The 18,837-nt window shown below is 71.3% G+C and carries 16 protein-coding genes and 2 pseudogenes; 8 read left to right on the top strand and 10 right to left on the bottom strand.

All coding sequences use genetic code 11. The annotated features are described in order from the left end of the window. Position 1: 1 nt before the first annotated feature. Genes AB0I22_RS02475 through AB0I22_RS02485 form a run of 3 tightly spaced genes read right to left on the bottom strand, consistent with a single transcriptional unit; the run spans position 2 to position 3,433 of the window. On the bottom strand, positions 2–1,003 hold the full coding sequence (locus AB0I22_RS02475) for a MoxR family ATPase (protein WP_363128750.1): 1,002 nt from the start codon (positions 1,001–1,003) through the stop codon (positions 2–4). Between the two features lie 13 nt (positions 1,004–1,016). Then, entirely contained in the window at positions 1,017–3,023 is a 2,007-nt protein-coding gene (locus AB0I22_RS02480) for a trypsin-like peptidase domain-containing protein (protein ID WP_363128751.1), read from the bottom strand. A 44-nt stretch (positions 3,024–3,067) separates the two neighbouring features. Then, positions 3,068–3,433: a CU044_2847 family protein gene (locus AB0I22_RS02485; protein ID WP_363128752.1), complete on the bottom strand. Its 366-nt coding sequence runs from the start codon at positions 3,431–3,433 to the stop codon at positions 3,068–3,070. 230 nt (positions 3,434–3,663) lie between these two features. On the opposite strand from AB0I22_RS02485, the gene AB0I22_RS02490 reads away from it, so the two are divergent. The 3 genes from AB0I22_RS02490 (at position 3,664) to AB0I22_RS02500 (ending at position 5,964) form a co-directional block, all read left to right on the top strand. Continuing rightward, positions 3,664–3,843: a DUF6104 family protein gene (locus AB0I22_RS02490; protein WP_251409023.1), complete on the top strand. Its 180-nt coding sequence runs from the start codon at positions 3,664–3,666 to the stop codon at positions 3,841–3,843. Between the two features lie 163 nt (positions 3,844–4,006). Continuing rightward, positions 4,007–4,891, top strand: coding sequence for a DUF4097 family beta strand repeat-containing protein (locus AB0I22_RS02495; protein ID WP_363128753.1), 885 nt, complete (start codon positions 4,007–4,009; stop codon positions 4,889–4,891). Next, positions 4,891–5,964: a helix-turn-helix transcriptional regulator gene (locus AB0I22_RS02500; RefSeq protein WP_363128754.1), complete on the top strand. Its 1,074-nt coding sequence runs from the start codon at positions 4,891–4,893 to the stop codon at positions 5,962–5,964. Before AB0I22_RS02495 ends, AB0I22_RS02500 begins: the two co-directional genes overlap by 1 nt. An 80-nt stretch (positions 5,965–6,044) precedes the next feature. Here AB0I22_RS02500 and proP read toward each other — a convergent pair whose 3' ends face one another. The 3 genes from proP to AB0I22_RS02515 form a co-directional block, all read right to left on the bottom strand. Next, a complete protein-coding gene (gene proP / locus AB0I22_RS02505) occupies positions 6,045–7,496 on the bottom strand; it encodes a glycine betaine/L-proline transporter ProP (protein ID WP_363128755.1) in 1,452 nt (483 codons plus the stop codon). 365 nt (positions 7,497–7,861) lie between these two features. After that, complete coding sequence (locus tag AB0I22_RS02510) at positions 7,862–8,827, bottom strand: zinc-binding dehydrogenase (protein ID WP_363128756.1); 966 nt, start codon at positions 8,825–8,827, stop codon at positions 7,862–7,864. A gap of 437 nt (positions 8,828–9,264) precedes the next feature. Continuing rightward, a complete protein-coding gene (locus AB0I22_RS02515) occupies positions 9,265–10,545 on the bottom strand; it encodes an NADP-dependent malic enzyme (RefSeq protein ID WP_363128757.1) in 1,281 nt (426 codons plus the stop codon). A gap of 819 nt (positions 10,546–11,364) precedes the next feature. On the opposite strand from AB0I22_RS02515, the gene AB0I22_RS02520 reads away from it, so the two are divergent. From AB0I22_RS02520 to AB0I22_RS02530, 3 genes are all read left to right on the top strand, one after another. Beyond that, positions 11,365–12,318 carry an ABC transporter substrate-binding protein gene (locus AB0I22_RS02520; RefSeq protein WP_363128758.1) on the top strand — a complete coding sequence of 318 codons (954 nt, stop codon included), beginning with the start codon at positions 11,365–11,367 and terminating at the stop codon, positions 12,316–12,318. 296 nt (positions 12,319–12,614) lie between these two features. After that, complete coding sequence (locus AB0I22_RS02525) at positions 12,615–13,562, top strand: amino acid ABC transporter permease (RefSeq protein ID WP_363128759.1); 948 nt, start codon at positions 12,615–12,617, stop codon at positions 13,560–13,562. A 5-nt stretch (positions 13,563–13,567) separates the two neighbouring features. Then, a complete protein-coding gene (locus AB0I22_RS02530; protein WP_363129082.1) occupies positions 13,568–14,320 on the top strand; it encodes an amino acid ABC transporter ATP-binding protein in 753 nt (250 codons plus the stop codon). A gap of 170 nt (positions 14,321–14,490) precedes the next feature. Here AB0I22_RS02530 and AB0I22_RS02535 read toward each other — a convergent pair whose 3' ends face one another. Then, positions 14,491–15,261 carry a class I SAM-dependent methyltransferase gene (locus tag AB0I22_RS02535; RefSeq protein WP_363128760.1) on the bottom strand — a complete coding sequence of 257 codons (771 nt, stop codon included), beginning with the start codon at positions 15,259–15,261 and terminating at the stop codon, positions 14,491–14,493. A 79-nt stretch (positions 15,262–15,340) separates the two neighbouring features. Between AB0I22_RS02535 and AB0I22_RS02540 the strand changes: the two are divergent. Continuing rightward, positions 15,341–15,970, top strand: a pseudogene (locus tag AB0I22_RS02540) (CGNR zinc finger domain-containing protein); the annotation flags it as partial. Positions 15,971–16,035: 65 nt separating this feature from the next. Here AB0I22_RS02540 and sodX read toward each other — a convergent pair. Then, positions 16,036–16,458, bottom strand: coding sequence for a nickel-type superoxide dismutase maturation protease (gene sodX / locus AB0I22_RS02545; RefSeq protein ID WP_363129083.1), 423 nt, complete (start codon positions 16,456–16,458; stop codon positions 16,036–16,038). A gap of 154 nt (positions 16,459–16,612) precedes the next feature. Here sodX and sodN point away from each other — a divergent pair, with 154 nt between their 5' ends. Next, the gene (sodN, locus tag AB0I22_RS02550; protein WP_363128761.1) at positions 16,613–17,008 is read left to right on the top strand and encodes a superoxide dismutase, Ni; all 396 of its coding nucleotides are present in this window, start codon (positions 16,613–16,615) and stop codon (positions 17,006–17,008) included. Positions 17,009–17,177: 169 nt separating this feature from the next. Here sodN and AB0I22_RS02555 read toward each other — a convergent pair. Together AB0I22_RS02555 and AB0I22_RS02560 are read right to left on the bottom strand one after the other, a co-directional pair. Continuing rightward, positions 17,178–17,333: pseudogene (locus tag AB0I22_RS02555) on the bottom strand (IS5/IS1182 family transposase); the annotation flags it as partial. Between the two features lie 151 nt (positions 17,334–17,484). Beyond that, positions 17,485–18,597: a serine hydrolase domain-containing protein gene (locus AB0I22_RS02560; protein WP_363128762.1), complete on the bottom strand. Its 1,113-nt coding sequence runs from the start codon at positions 18,595–18,597 to the stop codon at positions 17,485–17,487. Positions 18,598–18,837 lie beyond the last annotated feature (240 nt).

Genomic DNA, 18,837 nt, shown 5'->3' on the forward strand with positions numbered 1-18,837 from the left:
ATCACCTCGACCGGTCGAGCCGCCGCATGAGGGTCTTGGCGAGGTCCTCGGTGCTCTTGGTCGCGTAGCTGGACAGGTAGATGGCGTTGAGCAGTTGGTCGGCGGCGACGAGCTCGGTGGCGGAGCGGGTCAGGAACTCGTTGATCAGCTCCTGGCCGGAGGCCACTCCCGCCTCGCCGAAGTGGGCGCGGACCATGGCGGCGAGGCGGTGTTTGTCGGGCCGGCCGAGCGGCAGGTGTATGCAGCGGCGCATCAGGGCGGCGGGGAAGTCCCGTTCGCCGTTGCTGGTGAGCACGACGAAGGGGAAGGCCCGGCAGCTGACCCGGCCGCCGGTGATCCGCACCCGCCGCCCGTCGTCGGTGAGCACGTCCACCTCGGGCTCCCGGTCGGCGATGCGCTCCAGCTCGGGGATGGGGAACTCGCCCTCCTCCAGGATGTTCAGGAGGTCGTTGGGCAGGTCGATGTCGCTCTTGTCGAGCTCGTCGACGAGCAGCACGCGGGGCCTGCCGAAGGGCAGCATGGCGGTGCCGAGCGGGCCGAGCCGGATATAGCCGCCGATGCCGCGCGGCGCCGCCGCGTCCACCGCGTGGTCGGGCCCGCCGCCGAGCTGGACGTCCTGGAGGCGGGCTATGGCGTCGTACTGGTACAGCCCCTCGGTCAGGGTCGTCCGGCTCACGATCGGCCATCGCAGCACCCGGCCCAGGCCCAGCTCCCGGGCCACGGCGTGGGCCAGCGTGGACTTCCCGGTGCCGGGGTCGCCGGTGACCAGCAGCGGCCTGCGCAGATAGAGCGCCGCGTTGATCAGCTCCAGCTCCTCGCCCTCCGGGCGGAACAGCTCGGCCTCCCCGACCGGCCCGAGCCGGCGGCTGGAGGAGCTGTCGGGGGCGTCGGCGGGCTCCAGTTCGGGCCCGCCGTCGAAGTCGCGCCATGGCGGCGGGGCGGGGAGCTCGTCGATCCGACGGTGCGGCTCGCCCGTGCCCCGGTAGATGAGCCAGTCGTTCACGTCTCGCTCCTCGTCACAGCGGTTCCCACAGATATTCCTCTTCGGGCGGTGCTTCCGCGGCCGGAGCCGGGTCGAACAGCAGTGCCACGTGCTCGGCCCAGAACGCCTCCGGGTCCCGTGCGTAGGCCCCGGCGCGGAGCCGGTGCAGGGCCGTCGGCAGCGCGTCGGGCCGCGGTACGGACGCGAGTGCCCCGCCGAGACGCCGTTCGAACTCCCGCCACCCGTACCGCCAGGCGGCGTCCCTGTTCCATACGGCGATTCCGTGACCGGCGCTCACCACCCGCAGCAGGATCTCCTCCGTCACCGGCCCCTCGGCCGGGCAGAACAGGGCGGGCACCGCCTTGGGGTCCGCCTCGCGCAGCTCGGACAGCGTGATGGTGGAGCGCAGCGCGCCGTCCTCGCCGTGCAGCGCGTACAGCCGCAGGGGGCCGTCCGCTATGCCCTTCCAGCGGCGCTCGTGGGCGCGCCGCGGGCTGTCCTCCTCGGACTGCCGTCCGGGCGGCGGCTCCCCGGGCCCGGGCCGCTCCGCCCAGCGTACGGTCACCGGGCGCTGCGCGCCGAGCGGATCGCGCCCGGCCACCGTCCAGTGGTCCACGGGGAGGTCGAACAGGCCGATCGGCAGCCGGACTTCGACGGCCGCGGGCCGGCCCGGCCGGTCGGCCCAGTCGAAGGCCCGGCCCAGCGGCCTGAGCAGCCGTTCGGCGAGGTCCTCACGGAGCACGCCGCTGTCGTCCTGGTCGCGGAAGCCGGTGTCGAACTCGTCGCCGTCGCTGCCGTACAGCGTCCAGCCGTAGTGGACCGCCCGCGAATGGCCCGCGTCCGCCCGGTAGTAGAGCTCGTAGACCTCCAGCCGCACCAGGGGCGCGAGGCCGGTGTCGGCGCGCTCCTCGCGGACGGCGCCGCCCCAGGCGCGCAGCCCCTCGCGGGGGCCGCTGAGCCGGTCGAGGAGGCCGTCCTCGCGGGCGGTGTCGGTGTACCAGGCCAGCAGCCGGCGGCGCGGTTCGGAGTCCTCCAGGGCGTCCTGTTCGGCGACGGCGACGCTGTAGAGGAGCGTCGCCTCCAGGGCGGTCCTGCCGCGCACGTCGTACAGCAGGTCCAGTCCGTCGCGCCACAGGTGCGGGGTGGTGTCGGGCTCGATCCAGTCGCCGCGCACCGCCTCGACGGCGGCGATGACGCTGCGCGGGTGCTCGGGCGGCTCCACCGCGGCCAGCAGGCCGCGCAGCTCGGTGCGCCGCGCGTGGCCGAGGGCCCCTTCGGGCCGCCCGTGCTCGGGCGTGGCCCGCCTCCGTACGGTCGTCCAGCTCTCCATGCCGCGCAGGGCGCCGTCGGTCCGCGCGGGGCAGAAGTGGTGGGCGTAGTGGGCGTGGTCGTGCGCCTGCCACAGCAGGTGGTAGAGGTCGCCCGCGCCTTCCGCGAAGAGGCCGCGCAGTTGCAGGAGGGAGGAGGCGAGGCCGCCGCGCCGGCCGTTGGCCTGGTGGGTGACGATGCCGATGACCTCGGCGCGCGCCCGGTGGTAGACGGGCCCGCCGGAGATGCCGCGGGGGACCGTGAGGCCGTCGAGCAGGTACTGCTCGTTGGCGCTCTCGCCGCTGGTGCCGGCCACGGTGCCGCCGATCGTGCCGACGACGCTGATGGGGCGCAGCGGCCCGGTCTCGCGGGAGTAGCCGAAGAACAGGATCTGGTCGCCGGGGTCGCCGGTGTCCTCGGACAGCGGCAGGAAGACGTGCGGCTCGGCGTCGTACGCGCGGATGACGGCGATGTCCACGCCGTCCTCGGGGCGGTGCAGGGCGTGCCGCACCTCGCCGACGGTGCTGCGCCCGTCGAAGACCAGCCCGACCTCGCGCACGCCGGTGCCGCCCTCACCCATCCCGATGCCCCCCTCCTCCCGTCGCAGTACGTGAGCGCAGGTGAGCACCCAGCCGGGCGCCACGAAGAACCCGCTCCCCCATGCGGACTGCTCGTCGGCGTCGGGGAGGAGCCCCCCTTCGGCATACCCGTCGGCGCTCGAATGGATGCGCACCGTGGCACGTTGGACACGACGCGCGAGAGCGTTCCACGAAACGGTCACGCGCCGTCGCTCCCCCCGGTTGCGCCGTCGGGCGCGGCCAGCGAGCCTCCCTTCCAGGTAAGGGTCACATTGATCGCGGCCTTCGACTCCCCGGCGGCGAGCAGCGAGAACACCTTGCCCGGCCCGCCCGTCAGCTCGATCCCGAACTCGACCGTGACCTCGTCCGGCCGGGCCCGCCTGGTGGCCTCGCGCAGTGAGCCGGCGACGCCCTTGACCAGCTCGTTGAGCCCTTCGACCTTGGCGGCGACGGCGTCGCCGAACCCCGTCTGGGTGTAGTTGCCGGCGGCCCCCTCGGCGAGCGAGATTCTCGCCCAGACGGGCGTGCCGTCCGGCAGTACCACCTGCTTGATCGCGTCAGCCATGCCGTCCCCCGTCAACTGGGCCTCTCGACCTACCTGTTGAGTCCGGCAAGGGTATCCCCGGCCAGTGTCGAGCGCACCCCCCGCGCCCGCCGGGCGGACCCGGCCACGGGGCCAATATCCTGGTGGGACGGGGCCTCGCGCATTCCTCTTCGGGGCCCCGCGACACCTTTTCGAATCCCGCGGGCCCTTCTCGGGCCCGCCGGACTTCCCGGAACCATTCGGAGCGACTCTTGTACTTCACCGACCGCGGCATCGAGGAGCTGGAGAACCGGCGTGGCGAGGAGGACGTGTCCCTCGGCTGGGTGGCCGAGCGGCTGCGCGAGTTCGTCGATCTGAACCCGGACTTCGAGGTGCCGGTGGAGCGGCTGGCGACGTGGCTGGCGCGGCTGGACGACGAGGACGACGAGTAGCGCCGGGCAGTCCCGAGCAGGGGCCATCGGCCGCCGGCTCAAGCCATATCGCGACCGCCCGTCGATCCATGGGCCACCTGACTTGACATCCCGAGTCCGCGATATATCGTGTGTTGCAGAGACGCGATATATTGCGTCGCCCATCGACTCAGGGAGGCCCTGGATGCCAGCGCCATCGGAGTGGTCGCTCGACGCACCGCGGAAACTCACCTTCGACGAACCCGTCACCACGCTCCACGTACGACTCGTCGGCGGCACGGTCAACGTCGTGGGGAGCGACAGCGGCCCCGCGCGGCTGGAGCTGTCGGCGATCGAGGGCCCGCCGCTGACCGTCACCCACCAGGACGGCCACCTCACGGTCACCTACGACGACCTCTCCTGGAAGTACTTCCTCAAGTGGTTCGCGCCCGGCGGGGGCCGGCGCAACGCCCATGTGACGCTGACCGTGCCCACGGACGCCCGCGTGGAGGTCGGCGTCGTCGAGGCCAGCGCGGTCGTGTCGGGGGTGTCGGGCCGTACGGACGTACGCGGCGTGACCGGCGACACCACGCTCGTCGGCCTGACCGGGGAGGTCCGCGCCGACACCGTCTCCGGCCGGCTCGAAGCCCAGGCCCTCACGGGCGACCTGCGCTTCAACTCGGTCAACGGGGACCTCACCCTGATCGAGAGCGGAGGCGGCGGCGTGAAGGCCGACTCCGTCAGCGGCGACATGGTCGTCGACCTCTCCCCCGGCACCAAGGACGCGCGCATCGACCTGACGACGGTCTCCGGCGAGGTCGCCATACGGCTGCCGCACGCCGCCGACACGGAGATCGACGCCAACACGGCCAGCGGTGCCGTCTCCAACGCCTTCGACGACCTCCGGGTCAGCGGCCAGTGGGGCGCCAAGCGGATCACCGGGCGGCTGGGCACGGGCAGCGGCACGCTCAAGGTCACCACCGTCTCGGGCTCGGTGGCACTGCTGCGCAGGCCGCCGTCCGAGGACGGCGCCGACGAAGCCGGCACCGCCGACGCGACCGGCGCGGCCACCGAGCGGAAGGACCTCTGATGCCCCCCGTCTTCGCCCACGGGCGACTCCGCCTCTACCTCCTCAAGCTCCTGGACGAGGCCCCCCGCCACGGCTACGAGGTGATCCGTCTGCTGGAGGAACGGTTCCAGGGCTTGTACGCGCCGTCCGCCGGCACCGTCTACCCCCGGCTGTCGAAGCTGGAGGCCGAGGGCCTGGTCACGCACGCCACGGAAGGCGGCCGCAAGGTCTACTCCATCACCGGCGCGGGCCGCGCCGAACTGGCCGACCGGCAGGGCGAACTGGCCGAGCTGGAGCTGGAGATCCGCGAGTCGGTCTCCGAACTCGCCGCGGAGATCCGCGAGGACGTACGCGGCTCGGCGAACGACCTGCGCCGCGAGATGCGCGAGGCGGCCCGCGAAACCCGCGCCAAGCCCTCCGGCCCGGGCGCCGGCACCGATGCCGGCTCCTCCCGTATGGGCTTCCCCGACGCGTCCGACTTCTTCGACGGGATGTGGAACGACAAGGAGGGGTGGCAGCGCGCGAAGGAGGAGTTCAAGCAGGCCAAGCAGGAGTGGAAGGAGCAGGCCCGCCGGGCGAAGGAGGAGAGCCGCCGCGCCCGCCAGGACGCCCAGCAGGCCCGCCGCCAGGCCAAGCAGGCCCAGGACCACGCGCGGGACGAGGTGCTGCGCATAAAGGAGCGCGTACAGGAGCAGGTCCGCGAGCACGCGCGCCACGGCGACTGGCCCAGCGGCATCCTTGAGGGCGTCAGCGCGCTGGCGAAGGAACTCGGCTCACTGGCGGGCCAGCAGACCCCCGGCCGCCCCAAGCCCGACGCCGGCACCGACACCGACGTCACGACCGACCGCGTGGACCTGAACAAGGACGCCGACGGCTCGGAGGACCTGCCCGCGCCGGAGTGGGCCACCGCCGACGACGCCGCCTCCGAACACCCGGCCCGCGACCTCGACCGCCTCCTCGACCGCTTCCGCGACGACATCCGCGACGCGGCCCGCGACCACGGCATCACAGCCGACCAGCTGGCCCGGTCCCGCGCCCACCTGGCGAAGACCGCGACCCGCGTCGAAGCCCTCCTGCGCACGCGGGAGAGCTGACGGGGGACGGGGGAGACGGGGGACGGCTTCGGGCCCGTACGCATGATGCGTACGGGCCCGAAGTCAAGGTCGGAGCAGCGCTACGCGCGCGACGAGGCCACCAGCTCCGCGGCCTCCTCCGCCGTGGACACCGACGGGGGCGAGCCCGGCAGCGGCCGGCGGGCGGTCTCCTTCATGGTCACGACGGCGATGACGCCGACCAGCGCCGCGAGCATCGTGTAGTACGCGGGCATCATGTCGTTGCCGGTGCCGCTGACCAGGCCCTCGACGACCAGCGGGGTGGTGCCGCCGAAGAGGGAGACGGAGATGTTGAAGGCGATCGACAGGGAGCCGTAGCGCACGTCCGTGGGGAAGAGCGCGGGCAGCGAGGACGACATCACGCTCACGTACGGCAGCAGGCACAGGCCCAGGATCAGCAGGCCCGCGAAGACCGAGACGACGGTGCCCATCTTGATCAGCAGGAAGCAGGGCACGGAGAGCACCAGGAAGCCGATCGAGCCGGTCATCATGACCGGTTTGCGGCCGATGCGGTCGGAGAGGCGTCCGACGAAGGTGATCGCGGCCATCAGCACCACCATCACGATGATGATCGACACGAGGGCGTCGGTGGAGTCGTAGCCGATGCTGTTCGACAGGTAGGTGGGCATGTACGACAGCAGCATGTAGTCGGTGACGTTGAACGCCGCGACCAGCGCGATGCACAGCACCATCGGCCGCCACTGAGTCGTCAGTATCTGCCGGAACGGGGTGCTCTCCCGGTTCTCCAGCGCCCCCTCCGACTCCAGCTTCTGGAACGCCGGCGTCTCGTCGAGCTTGAGCCGCATGTACAGGCCGACCAGGCCGATCGGGCCCGCGACGAGGAACGGGATGCGCCAGCCCCACGACTCCATCGAGGAGTCGGAGAGCGTCACGGTCAGGACCGTGATGAGCCCGGCGGCGGCCGTGTAGCCGATCAGGGTGCCGAACTCCAGGAAGCTGCCGAAGAAGCCGCGGCGCCGGTCCGGCGCGTACTCCGCGATGAAGGTGGACGCGCCGCCGTACTCGCCGCCCGTCGAGAAGCCCTGGAGCATGCGGAAGACGATCAGCAGGACCGGGGCCCAGAAGTGGATCGACTGGTAGCCGGGGATCAGTCCGATGGCGAGCGTGCTCGACGCCATCATGATCATCGTGAGCGACAGCACCTTCTTGCGCCCGATCCGGTCCCCCAGCGGCCCGAAGACCATGCCGCCCAGCGGGCGCACCAGGAACGCCGCCGCGAACGTCGCGAACGAGGACAGCAGCTGCGCCGTGTCGTTGCCCGAGGGGAAGAAGACCTTGCCGATGGTGACCGCGAGATAGCTGTAGATCCCGAAGTCGAACCACTCCATGGCGTTGCCCAGCGCCGCGGCCTTGACCGCCCGCTTGACCGCCGTCTCGTCCGTGACCGTGATGTCGGTGCGGCGCAGCGGCGGGTTCGAGCGGCGCGCGGCAGCGCGGAAGAGGGGGCGGTGCCGGGTCACGGCCGGGGCTTCGAGTTCTTGCTGAACAGGCACGGGCGGCTTTCGGTCGGGGACAGGTTCATAGCGCAACTACCCAGTGATACCTGCTTCATCCCCGGTGACTTTCACGGACGAAAGCCACTTTCGGGCAGGACTGAAGTCCCTTGGTCGCTGCGACCACTAGGGCCGATCACCCTATTTGATGCTGGATTACCCACTTCAACCGGGGTAGGTCCGTATTGAACGGTAACAGACCGTAGTGAGGGTTACGGGCGGTAAGGCGCTTCGTCGTCCGGGCGGTTTTCCGGCGGGGTCATTCGTACCGGGTCGTCGTCATCCGGCGAGGCCATTCGCACCGGGCCGTGGTCGTTCGCCCCGGGATGCCGGTCATCCGCCGGGGCCGTCCGTCCGCGCGCGGCTCAGACCGTGAGCACGACCTTCCCGAAGAGGTCGCCGCCCGCCATCTTCTCGAACCCCTCCCGCGCCCGGTCCAGCGGCAGCACCGAATCGATCACCGGCCGTACGCCCTTGGCCGCGCAGAAGCTCAGCAGCTCGGCCAGCTCCTCCTTGGAACCCATCGTCGAACCGACGATCTTCAACTCCAGGAAGAAGATCCGGTTCAGCTCGGCGGCCTGCGGGTTCGGTCCGCTGGTCGCGCCCGACACGACGAGGGTGCCGCCCGGCCTGAGCGACTTCACCGAGTGCGACCAGGTCGCGGCGCCGACCGTCTCGATCACCGCGTCCACCCGCCGGGGCAGCCGCTCGCCCGGCTCGTACACGCCCTCGGCGCCCAGCTCCACCGCGCGCTCGCGCTTGGCCGCGTCCCGGCTGGTCGCGAAGACGCGCAGCCCGGCCGCCGCCCCCAGCACGATCGCGGCGGTCGCCACGCCGCCGCCCGCGCCCTGTACGAGCACGCTGTCGCCGGGCCGGACGCCCGCGTTCGTGAACAGCATCCGGTACGCCGTCAGCCATGCCGTGGGCAGGCAGGCGGCCTCCTCGAAGGACAGCTCCGAGGGCTTGGGCAGCACATTCCAGGCCGGCACGGCGACCCGCTCCGCGAAGGTGCCCTGATAGCGCTCGGTGAGGATCGAACGCCGCTCGTCCGGGCCCACGCCGTGGCCCGTCTGACCGATCACCGAGTGGACGACGACCTCGTTGCCGTCGGCGTCGGTCCCGGCCGCGTCGCAGCCGAGGATCATGGGCAGCGACTCCTCGCCCAGCCCCACACCGCGCAGCGACCACAGGTCGTGGTGGTTGAGGGAGGCGGCCTTCACATCGACGACCGTCCACCCCTCCCGCCCTACGACGGGGTCGGGCCGCTCCCCCGTCTGAAGGCCGTTCAGCGGCTGGTCGCGGTCGATCTTGGCGGCATAGGCAGCGAACATGATCCCAACCTAGGACGCCGGGTGCCGCCGCGATAGTGCCCATCGCCTGGGCGGCGGGCCGGTCGCCCCCGTGGAGGGCGTTACGCGGCGGGGCGCGGTCGCCGCCCCCATAGCCCGCGTTACGTGCACGGGGACAGGGGCGGGGCTGTGGGCCCGTACGGCTGTCAGCCCGTACGACTGTGGCTCCGTACGGGCACGGGCCCGCACGCCCGTAGGCCGTGAGGCCCGGGGGCGCGTCCGGCTACGGGCCCGTGGCACACCCCGCGTGTCCGCACGCCCATGAGACCCACTGAACTCCACGGGCCGGGGTGCGCAACCGCGCCCCGGCCCGTACTCCGCCTCACGGTCCACATGCCCGTACGGCCCGCGGACCGGCACGGGCCAGTACCGGCCGTACGGCCCCCGAGCCCGTACGGCCAGTACGGCCAGTACGGCCGTCAGCGGCGGGCGACGCCCTCCGCTCGGGCCGCGGCGGCCACGGCGGCCGTGACCGCCGGGGCGACCCGCTCGTCGAAGGGCGACGGGATGACGCAGTCCGCGCTCAGGTCGTCGGCGACGACGGAGGCCAGCGCCTCGGCCGCCGCGAGTTTCATGCCCTCGGTGATCCGGGAGGCGCGGACCTGGAGGGCGCCCGCGAAGATCCCGGGGAAGGCGAGGACGTTGTTGATCTGGTTCGGGTAGTCGCTGCGGCCCGTCGCGACGACGGCGGCCGCGTACTTGTGCGCGACGTCCGGGTGGATCTCCGGGTTCGGGTTGGCCATCGCGAAGATGAACGCGCCGGGCGCCATCTTGGCCACCGCCTCCTCCGGCACCGTGCCGCCGCTGACGCCGATGAAGACGTCCGCGCCGTCGAGCGCGTCGGCCAGGGAGCCCCGGAGGCCGGCCTTGTTGGTGAAGCCGGCGACCTGGCGCTTGACCTCGGTGAGGTCCGTACGGTCGGCGGAGACGACGCCCTTGCGGTCGCAGACGGCGACGTCGCCGATGCCCGCCTCGGTCAGGATCTTGGCGATGGCCACCCCGGCCGCGCCCGCCCCCGAGATGACCGCGCGCAGCTCGCCGACCGAACGGCCCGTCAGCCGCGCGGCGTTGCGCAGGGCCGCGAGCGTGACGACGGCGGTGCCGTGCTGGTCGTCGTGGAAGACCGGGACGTCGAGCCGCTCCTGGAGCCTGCGTTCGATCTCGAAGCAGCGGGGCGCGGAGATGTCCTCCAGGTTCACGCCGCCGAAGGACGGCGCGAGCCGCACCACGGTCTCGACGATCTCGTCCACGTCCTGGGTGGCGAGCGCGATCGGGATCGCGTCGACGCCGCCGAACTGCTTGAAGAGGATGGCCTTGCCCTCCATCACCGGGAGGGACGCCTCGGGGCCGATGTCCCCGAGTCCGAGCACCGCGGAGCCGTCCGTCACGACGGCCACGACCTGGGACTTCCAGGTGTAGTCGTGGACGAGTTCGGGCTTTTCGGCGATGGCGCTGCACACCTTGGCCACGCCGGGCGTGTAGGCGAGCGACAGGTCTTCCCGGTCGCGCACCGGCACGGTCGCCTGGATGGCCATCTTGCCGCCCCGGTGCAGCGCGAAGGCCGCGTCGAACGGTTCGTCACGGGTGCTGTCCGTACCGGCGTCACCATCGACGCCGGTGTCGCGGCCGACCGCACTGCTGTCGGCGCCGTTCCTGCTTTCGCTGCTGTCGCTGCGAGGATTCACAATCTCCGCTGCCACTTCTGACCCCTTTGTCATCTGTTCGTCGAGGGTTACCGCCCCAGGTTGCGGAGCGGGCGGGCACCGCGTCCGTGGCCCGGCCGGCGGATGGGCCGCCGCGCGGGGGCTGATACGGACGCCGGGCGCGCCGCACGCGCGCCCTGAGCCCCGGGTGAGGGGTGTAGCCCACCTTTCTAGCGCAAGATCCCGAGCGGTTACGAGTCGCTTTCGTCACTTGGACGACACCGGGCGGGGCCGCGTAATTCCCCAAGGGCCGAGGTCAGGGCCGGTCCTGGACCGAATCGGGGACCGGTCCGGGCTGATTCGGGGACTGTTCGGGGCCGGTTGGAGGGCCGGTTCGGGGCTGAATCAGGGTCGGTTCGGGGTCGGTTGGAGGGCCGGTTCGGGGCTGAATCAGGGCCGGGTCGCGGGTGGGCCACGGCCGGGTCAAGGCCGCAGCGAGGCCGGAGCGGGGCCGGAGCGGGGCCGGATCGCTGCTCGGTCAGAGCCAGGAGCGCACCCGACGTCACCCAGGGTCGCGGGGCGCGGGAGCAAGTGGCATCCAAGACGGACAGAACACGTCATCCACGGCGAGCATCCCGCGTATTGAGACAACCCGACTGTGAGACAGATCTCCCCTCCGCGTACCGCGCGGTGGGACTTCCGCACGAACGCTCCGGCCGCCGCACGGGAATAGCCCGTTATCCGATTTTGACATCGCAGGCCCCCCGATCGGCGCGGTCCAGATGGCAAGATGCCCAAATCACACGAGGTCGCGAGGCCCGATGGTGTGTGCTCCGACCAGTTCGGCTACTCCCCCACTCGCAGGAGGAACCAGCAATGACCGCAAGCACCACCCCGCGTCCGACCGCCGCCAGGAGCCGTTTGGCCGCTGTCGGCGCGATCGCGGTCGCCGGCGCCCTGCTGCTCACGGGCTGTGGCGATCAGACGAAGAAGTCCGGCAGCGACCGGGCGTCGGCCTCCAAGGCCCCGCTGCACGACAAGCTGCCCAAGCAGATCCAGGACGCCGGCGTCGTCAAGGTCGGCTCCGACATCGCGTACCCGCCGGTCGAGTTCAAGCAGGAAGGCCAGACCGTCGGCATCGACCCGGACGTCGCGGCGGCCATCGGCAAGCAGCTGGGCGTCGAGTTCAAGTTCAGCAACGCGACCTTCGACACCCTGCTGGCCGGGCTGCGCTCCAAGCGGTACGACGTCGCGATGTCGGCGATGACGGACAACAAGGACCGGCAGACCGGCGTGGACCCCGACACCAAGAAGAAGGTCGGCGAGGGTGTCGACTTCGTCGACTACTTCTCGGCCGGCGTCTCGATCTACACGTCCAAGGGCAAGACGCAGGGCATCAAGGGCTGGGACGACCTGTGCGGCAAGAAGATCGTGGTGCAGCGCGGCACGGTCTCGCACGACAAGGCCAAGGAGCAGTCCAAGAAGTGCGGCTCGAATCCGATCAAGATCGAGGCGTTCGACGATGACGTGCAGGCGCAGACCCGGCTGCGCGGCGGCGGCGCGGACGCGGGCTCCAGCGACTTCCCGGTGGCCGCGTACGCCGTGAAGACCTCGGGCGGCGGCAAGGACTTCGAGATGGTCGGCGACCAGATCCAGGCGGCCCCGTACGGCATGGCGCTCAGCAAGGACCAGACGCAGCTGCGGGACGCGATCAAGGCCGGGCTCGACGCGATCATCAAGAACGGCGAGTACCAGAAGATCCTCGCCAAGTGGGGCGTCGACGCCGGTGCGCTCAAGGAGGCCAAGGTCAACGGCGGCGCGGGTTCCTGACCGGACGTCGACGCGGACGGCGGCGGCTCGGGCGCGAGCCCGGCCGTCCGCCGCGCGAACAACCCGACTCTCCGCTCTCCGCGGCTCAGGCCGGGCGGCTCAGGCCGGGCGGCTCAGGCCGGGCGGCTCAGGCCGGGCGGCTCGGGCCCGGCCGCCCGCGGCACGAGTCCGGCCCGCGGCACGAGCCCGGCGGAGCGCGGCGTGAACCCAGCCCCCGCCGATAGGCCGCGCACCGGCCCAGGCCCGCCCATCCCAGCCCCGCCACCGCCGAAAGGTCCTGCTGAAAGGCGACACCCGTGACTGACAAGCTCAACAAGGCGGAGGAGCCGGCCGACGCGCCTCCTCCCACCCCCGCCGCCGTGCCGGAGGCCATCAAGGCCGTACCGGTACGGCACTACGGGCGCTGGGTATCGGCCCTCATCGCGGTCGCTCTCCTGGTCCTGCTCGTCAACGCCTTCGCCAAGGGGAAGCTGAACTGGGGCGCGGTCCCGGACTACTTCTTCGACGCCGACATCCTCAAGGGCGTCGGCAACACCATCTGGATCACGATCTGCGCGATGGTCGTCGGCGTGGTCCTCGGCGTCATCCTGGCCGTCATGCGGCTGTCGAAGAACCCGGTGACGTCGTCGATCGCCTGGGGCTACATCTGGTTCTTCCGCGGTACGCCGGTCTATGTGCAGCTGCTGGTCTGGTTCAACCTGGGCCTGGTCTTCGAGTACATCAACCTCGGGCCGATCTACAAGGACTACTGGTCGTCCTTCATGACCCCGTTCCTGGCCGCGCTGCTGGGGCTCGGCCTGAACGAGGCGGCCTATATGGCCGAGATCTGCCGGGCCGGCATCCAGTCGGTGGACGAGGGGCAGACCGAGGCGTCGCAGGCGCTGGGCATGAGCCACGCCAAGACGCTGCGCCGGGTCGTCCTGCCGCAGGCGATGCGGGTGATCGTGCCGCCGACGGGCAATGAGTTCATCAACATGCTCAAGACCACGTCGCTGGTGATCGCCGTGCAGTACTACGACCTGTTGCAGGCGGCGTCGAACGTCGGCCGGACGTCCGGCGCGACGGTGGAGATGCTCTTCCTGGCGGCGGCCTGGTACCTGGTGATGACCAGTGTGCTCAGCGTCGGCCAGTACTACCTGGAGCGGCGCTTCGCGCGCGGCTCCCTGCGCCAGCTGCCGCAGACCCCGTGGCAGAAGGTCAGGACCAACCTGCTCTCGCTGGGCACTCGGAGGGGGAACGCATGACCGCCATGGTGAAGGCCGAAGGCGTCCACAAGTCCTTCGGCCCGACGCACGTACTCAAGGGCATCGACCTGGAGGTCGCCCCCCGCGAGGTGTTCTGCCTGATCGGCCCGTCCGGCTCCGGCAAGTCCACCTTCCTGCGGTGCATCAACCACCTGGAGAAGGTCAACGCCGGCCGGCTGTCGGTCGACGGCGAACTGGTCGGCTACCGGCAGCAGGGCAACAAGCTGTACGAGCTGAAGGACCGCGAAGTCGCGGCGAAGCGGCGCGACATCGGCATGGTCTTCCAGCGCTTCAACCTGTTCCCGCACATGACGGCGATCGAGAACGTCATGGAGGCCCCGGTGCAGGTGAAGCGGGAGGCCAAGGCCGTGGCGCGGGAGCGGGCGGAGCGGCTGCTCGACCGCGTGGGGCTGGCCGACAAGGCGGCGAACTACCCGGCGCAGCTCTCCGGCGGCCAGCAGCAGCGGGTGGCCATCGCGCGGGCGCTAGCCATGGAGCCGAAGCTGATGCTCTTCGACGAGCCGACGTCGGCGCTCGACCCGGAGCTGGTCGGCGACGTGCTGGACGTGATGCGCTCGCTGGCCGAGGACGGCATGACGATGATCGTGGTGACGCACGAGATGGGGTTCGCACGGGAGGTCGGCGACTCGGTCGTGTTCATGGACGACGGGGCGGTGGTCGAGGCGGGCAACCCGCGGGAGGTGCTGACGAACCCGCGGCACGAGCGGACGAAGTCGTTCCTGTCGAAGGTGCTGTAGGGGCGCGCTCGGTGCCGTAGGGGACTGGTGCTGTAGGGGCGCCCGGTGCCGTAGAGGACCGGTCCCGTACGGGCCCGGTGCGGTAGCAGGCCGTACGAACGGCGCCGGGCGGATGCCATGAGGGCACCCGCCCGGCGCCGTCGCGCGGGGGGCCGTCATCGGCCCCGAGGTCACTTCAGGCCGAGCACCAGGCCGTCCGAGGGCGAGCGCCACACCGCCCGCGCCTCGCTGAACCCGGCCTCGCGGAGCGTACGGACGTGCCAGTCGAGCGAGGGGGTGTCGCCGTCCGCGTGCTCGCCGTAGATCTCGAACCGCTCGGCGGTCGGCCCGGCGAGCAGCGGGTCGGCGGCCACGACGTCCCACCATTCGCGCCAGTCGAGCGCGCCCTCGGCCTTGGCCCGCTCCTGCCGGGCGTGCCGCAGCGCGCGGTCGGCCGCGTTGATGCGGGGCGTGGACTCGTCGGGCATGTGGTCGGCGTTCATGAAGACGCCGCCGTCCCGGACCAGGTGCGCGAGCTGCCCGTACAGGGTGCGCAGCGGTTCGCTGTGCAGCCAGTGGAGGGCGGTGGCGGTGAGAATCGCGTCGTAACTGTCGTACGGGAGCCGGGCCGGCCAGTCGGGGTCGGTGAGGTCCGCGGTGACGAACTCGACGCGCGAGTCGCCGTCGAAGGAGCCGCGCGCGATGGTCAGCAGCGCGGGGTCGAGGTCGACGCCGGTGCCGGCGGCTTCGGGCAGCCGCTTCAGCAGCCGGTCCGAGATGCTGCCGGTGCCGCAGGCGAGGTCCAGTACCCGGGGCTTCGGGCCGACGAGCGCCTCGACCATGTCGAGCATGACGCGGAACCGCTCCTCGCGGTCCGGCATGTACCACTCCTGCTGGCGGTCCCAACTGGCCTGCCAGGCCGCCCAGTCCGCGGTGGCTATGGGCTGTGCGGTGTCCGTCATCGCGACCACTCCGATTCGTAATACCCTCGAATGAGAACCGACCATTACCGACCCTAGATCGCTCCCGTAAGGATCACAAGTGGAACTGGCCTATTACTCGGACTACGCCGTGCGGCTGGTGAACAGCGAGGAGCCCGCCCGCGGGGTCGACACGCTCACCTCCGCGGACGCGGTGCGCGAACTCTTCGGCAACGGCGCCCAGGCCGCCCGCCGCGTCGCCGACGGCGACGTCACCCGGCTCCGGTCCGTACGGGCGAGGCTGCGCGCCGTCTTCGAGGCGGCGAACGAGGACGACGAGGTACGGGCGGTGGACCTGCTCAACGCGCTGCTGATCGAGTTCCCGGTCAGCCCGCAAGTCTCCGGCCACGAGTTCCGCGACGACAACGGCCGCCCCAAGTGGCACATGCACATCGCGGACCACGCGGTGAACGCGAGCGCGAGCTACACGGCGACGGCGTGCATGGGCCTGGCCGTGCACCTCACCGAGTACGGCGTCGACCGCCTGGGCATCTGCCAGGCCGCGCCGTGCCGCAACGCGTACCTCGACACGTCGACGAACCGCTCGCGCCGCTACTGCTCGGACCGGTGCGCGACGCGAGCGAACGTGGCGGCGTACCGGGCGCGCAAACGCGAGGAGGCGGAGCGGGAACGGTCCCGTACGGACACGGGCACGACGGCCCATACGGACACGGACACGGACACGGCCGCCCGTACGGACTCACTCACGCCTCCCCGTACGGACCCGCTCGCCGCCGCCCGCCCCCAGGCGGTCGCCTACCGGGCGAACGAGGACCGCAGCACGGGACGTACCGCCGAGGCGACCCAGGACAGCAGCGCCACCGCCGAGCGCTGACCCGCGCGCGGCGGCCGGCGCAGCCGCACCACGGCGCGGGCGACCACGAACTCATCGGGCACGGCGCCGAACTCACGGCTGTCGTTCTCCACATAGGGGTTGTCCCCCAGCACCCACCAGCCGCCCTCGCGCCGCTCCACGGCGCGCTTGACGATCAGCAGATCCTGCCGGAACGGATGGCGCATCAGCACCACGTCGCCGGGCCGGACCGGCGCGCCGTACTGCACCACCAGATGGTCGCCGGGGTTCAGGGTCGGCACCATCGATGGGTTGTACACCTCCGCCAGCCCGATCCGCAGCAGTCCCCGACGCTCGCGGTCCGTCTCCTGCCCGCGCTCGTCCACCCGCTCCTGATTCACGGCACCTCCCGGTCCGGTCCTCCGTCTGTCCCAGACTGACACTGGACTTTTGTCCTAAGCACCCCGGGGCACCCGAGAAAAGCCTTCCCACAGCGAGTAATCTCGCACCTGAGAAGACGATCACGAGGAAGGACAGCACATGCTTTCCCGCCTGTTCGCCCCAAAGGTGAAGGTCAGCGCCCACTGCGACCTCCCCTGCGGCGTCTACGACCCGGCCCAGGCCCGCATCGAGGCCGAGTCGGTCAAGGCCGTCCAGGAGAAGTACCAGGCCAACGAGGACCCGCACTTCCGGGCCCGCGCCACGCTCATCAAGGAGCAGCGCGCCGAACTCGCCAAGCACCACGTCTCGGTGCTGTGGAGCGACTACTTCAAGCCCCCGCACTTCGAGAAGTACCCCGAGCTCCACCAGCTGGTCAACGACACCCTCAAGGCCCTGAGCACGGCGAAGGGCTCCACGGACCCGAAGACCGGCCAGGACGCGCTGGACCACATCGCCCAGATCGACAAGATCTTCTGGGAGACGAAGAAGGGCTGATCTCTGGTTAGGCCGTCTGACCTGCGCCTCCGTGCAGGCCCGGACGGCCCGCAGGACCGCACCCGCCCCACGGGCCGCCGAGACCGGCGTGCTCGATGGGGCGGGTGCGGTCTTCTGTTTTCGGCCATGGGTGCGCGTCGGCGATTGGGGGCGGGGGCAAAGCCCTGGGCTCGACGGTGTTGCGCTGCTCGCAGCTCTCGCGGTCGAAGACCGGTGGCCGACCGCCCCGGCTGCGCCGCAGCCTGTGGCCGGGCCGGTCCGCCGGGACCGGGATCACCGACCGGATGCCACGCTTGCGCAGATGCTCACGGATCGCGCGGCTGGAAGGCAAGGCAATCGTGTCGATCCCCCCGGCGATCGCGCCAGCGACCACCCCGCCTCGGTGTCCGGTCCGGCGGCGACGGCTCGATCCGCGCCCACGGCACGTCGGTCGACGGCATACCTGGACCAACGGCCGACCGATCCAGAAGAACTGCCTAGCCGCACAGCGCGTCGTCGAGCGCTTTGTCGATGGGCTTGCCGATGTGCTCATCGGCGGGCCAGTCGGCGAGGTTCGCGGAGAGCACCACGCGCCGCTCGCCGTCCCGCGTGGTGAACGCGAGCGTGGCGTAGCCGGGGATGCCGCCGGTGTGACCGATCGCTGTGCGCCCGCAGCTCAGCTTGCGTTCCTTGAGCCCGAGTCCGTACCGCTCGCCGGGCTCCCCGGTGGCCACGGTGCGGTTCATCTCCTTCCACTGCGCGGGCCGCAGCAGCTCGCCGGAGGTCAGCGCCGTCAGCAGCCTGTCCATGTCGCGCGGAGTGGAGACGATCTCCCCGGCCGGGCCGGCGAAGGACGGGTTGAGGGCGCTGATGTCAGCCCTGCCGAGGTAGCCGTGGGCATGTGGGCCGGGGATGGCGGAGCGGTCGCCGGGTACGGACGTGTGGCGCAGCCCCAGCGGCTCGATGATCCGGTCCCGCACCTCGGCGGCGTACGAGCGGCCGGTCACGCGCTCGATGATCAGTCCGGCGATGAGGTAATTGGTGTTGGAGTAGCCGTAGTCGGTGCCGGGCGGGAAGTCGGCGGACTTCGCCGCGGCCCGCCGCACCTGGTCGGCCATGTCGTGGTGGCGGAAGCGCGTACGGATGAGCTCATCGCCCTGCGGCAGGTCCCGTGCGATGTCGTGCAGTCCGGTGGTGTGCTGGAGCGCCATCCTTACAGTGATCAGGTCGCCCTGGGGTACCAGCCCCGACGGCAGATAGCGCGAGAGAGGGGCGTCCAGCGACACCTCCCCTTGTCCGACGAGCTGGAGCAGCGCCGCCGCCGTGAACAACTTGGTGGCGCTCCCGATGCGGAACTGCCCGTCGCGCGGCACCGGAGCCGTCCCGGCTCTCTTCGCGCCGCCGGACCCGGCCGACCAGGTCCGGCCCTCCTCGACCACCCTCACCTGCGCACCGACCGCGCCGCTCCGGGTCAGCAGGTCCAGATCGCGCTGGACCTTCCGGGCCGTACCGGCCGTACCGGAGTCGGACGCCGCCGCGGCGGGGAGGGCCACGGAGCCCACCGCCGCAGTGGCGAGCAGGCAGGTGAGCAGAGTATGGGAGATGCGCATGGTGCCCCTTGGTGTCATGTGCCGAACGGTTCCGTACGCCCACCCCACACTCTGATTCCCCGCAGGTCACGGGGGCTACCTCCCGTCCTGGGGTGGGGAGTTCCCGAACCCTGCCGTCAGGTGCGGGGAGCAACGGCCCAGTTCACGCCCACTGCACGTCGGTCAGCGACGCACCGGCCCCCGCGCGGCAGACTCTGCCGGAGAGCATCCGGTACGCGATCCGCCTCGCCGAGGCGTGAG

The sequence above is a fragment of the Streptomyces sp. NPDC050610 genome (assembly GCF_040654875.1).
Lineage (GTDB): Bacteria > Actinomycetota > Actinomycetes > Streptomycetales > Streptomycetaceae > Streptomyces.

Excerpts from the sequence above, each read along its gene's own strand:
- AB0I22_RS02535 (WP_363128760.1), bottom strand. The coding sequence starts at position 15,261 with ATGACGGACACCGCACAGCCCATAGCCACCGCGGACTGGGCGGCCTGG.
- AB0I22_RS02560 (WP_363128762.1), bottom strand. The coding sequence starts at position 18,597 with ATGCGCATCTCCCATACTCTGCTCACCTGCCTGCTCGCCACTGCGGCG.
- AB0I22_RS02530 (WP_363129082.1), top strand. The coding sequence starts at position 13,568 with ATGGTGAAGGCCGAAGGCGTCCACAAGTCCTTCGGCCCGACGCACGTA.
- AB0I22_RS02485 (WP_363128752.1), bottom strand. The coding sequence starts at position 3,433 with ATGGCTGACGCGATCAAGCAGGTGGTACTGCCGGACGGCACGCCCGTC.
- AB0I22_RS02510 (WP_363128756.1), bottom strand. The coding sequence starts at position 8,827 with ATGTTCGCTGCCTATGCCGCCAAGATCGACCGCGACCAGCCGCTGAAC.
- AB0I22_RS02495 (WP_363128753.1), top strand. The coding sequence starts at position 4,007 with ATGCCAGCGCCATCGGAGTGGTCGCTCGACGCACCGCGGAAACTCACC.
- AB0I22_RS02520 (WP_363128758.1), top strand. The coding sequence starts at position 11,365 with ATGACCGCAAGCACCACCCCGCGTCCGACCGCCGCCAGGAGCCGTTTG.
- sodN (WP_363128761.1), top strand. The coding sequence starts at position 16,613 with ATGCTTTCCCGCCTGTTCGCCCCAAAGGTGAAGGTCAGCGCCCACTGC.
- AB0I22_RS02500 (WP_363128754.1), top strand. The coding sequence starts at position 4,891 with ATGCCCCCCGTCTTCGCCCACGGGCGACTCCGCCTCTACCTCCTCAAG.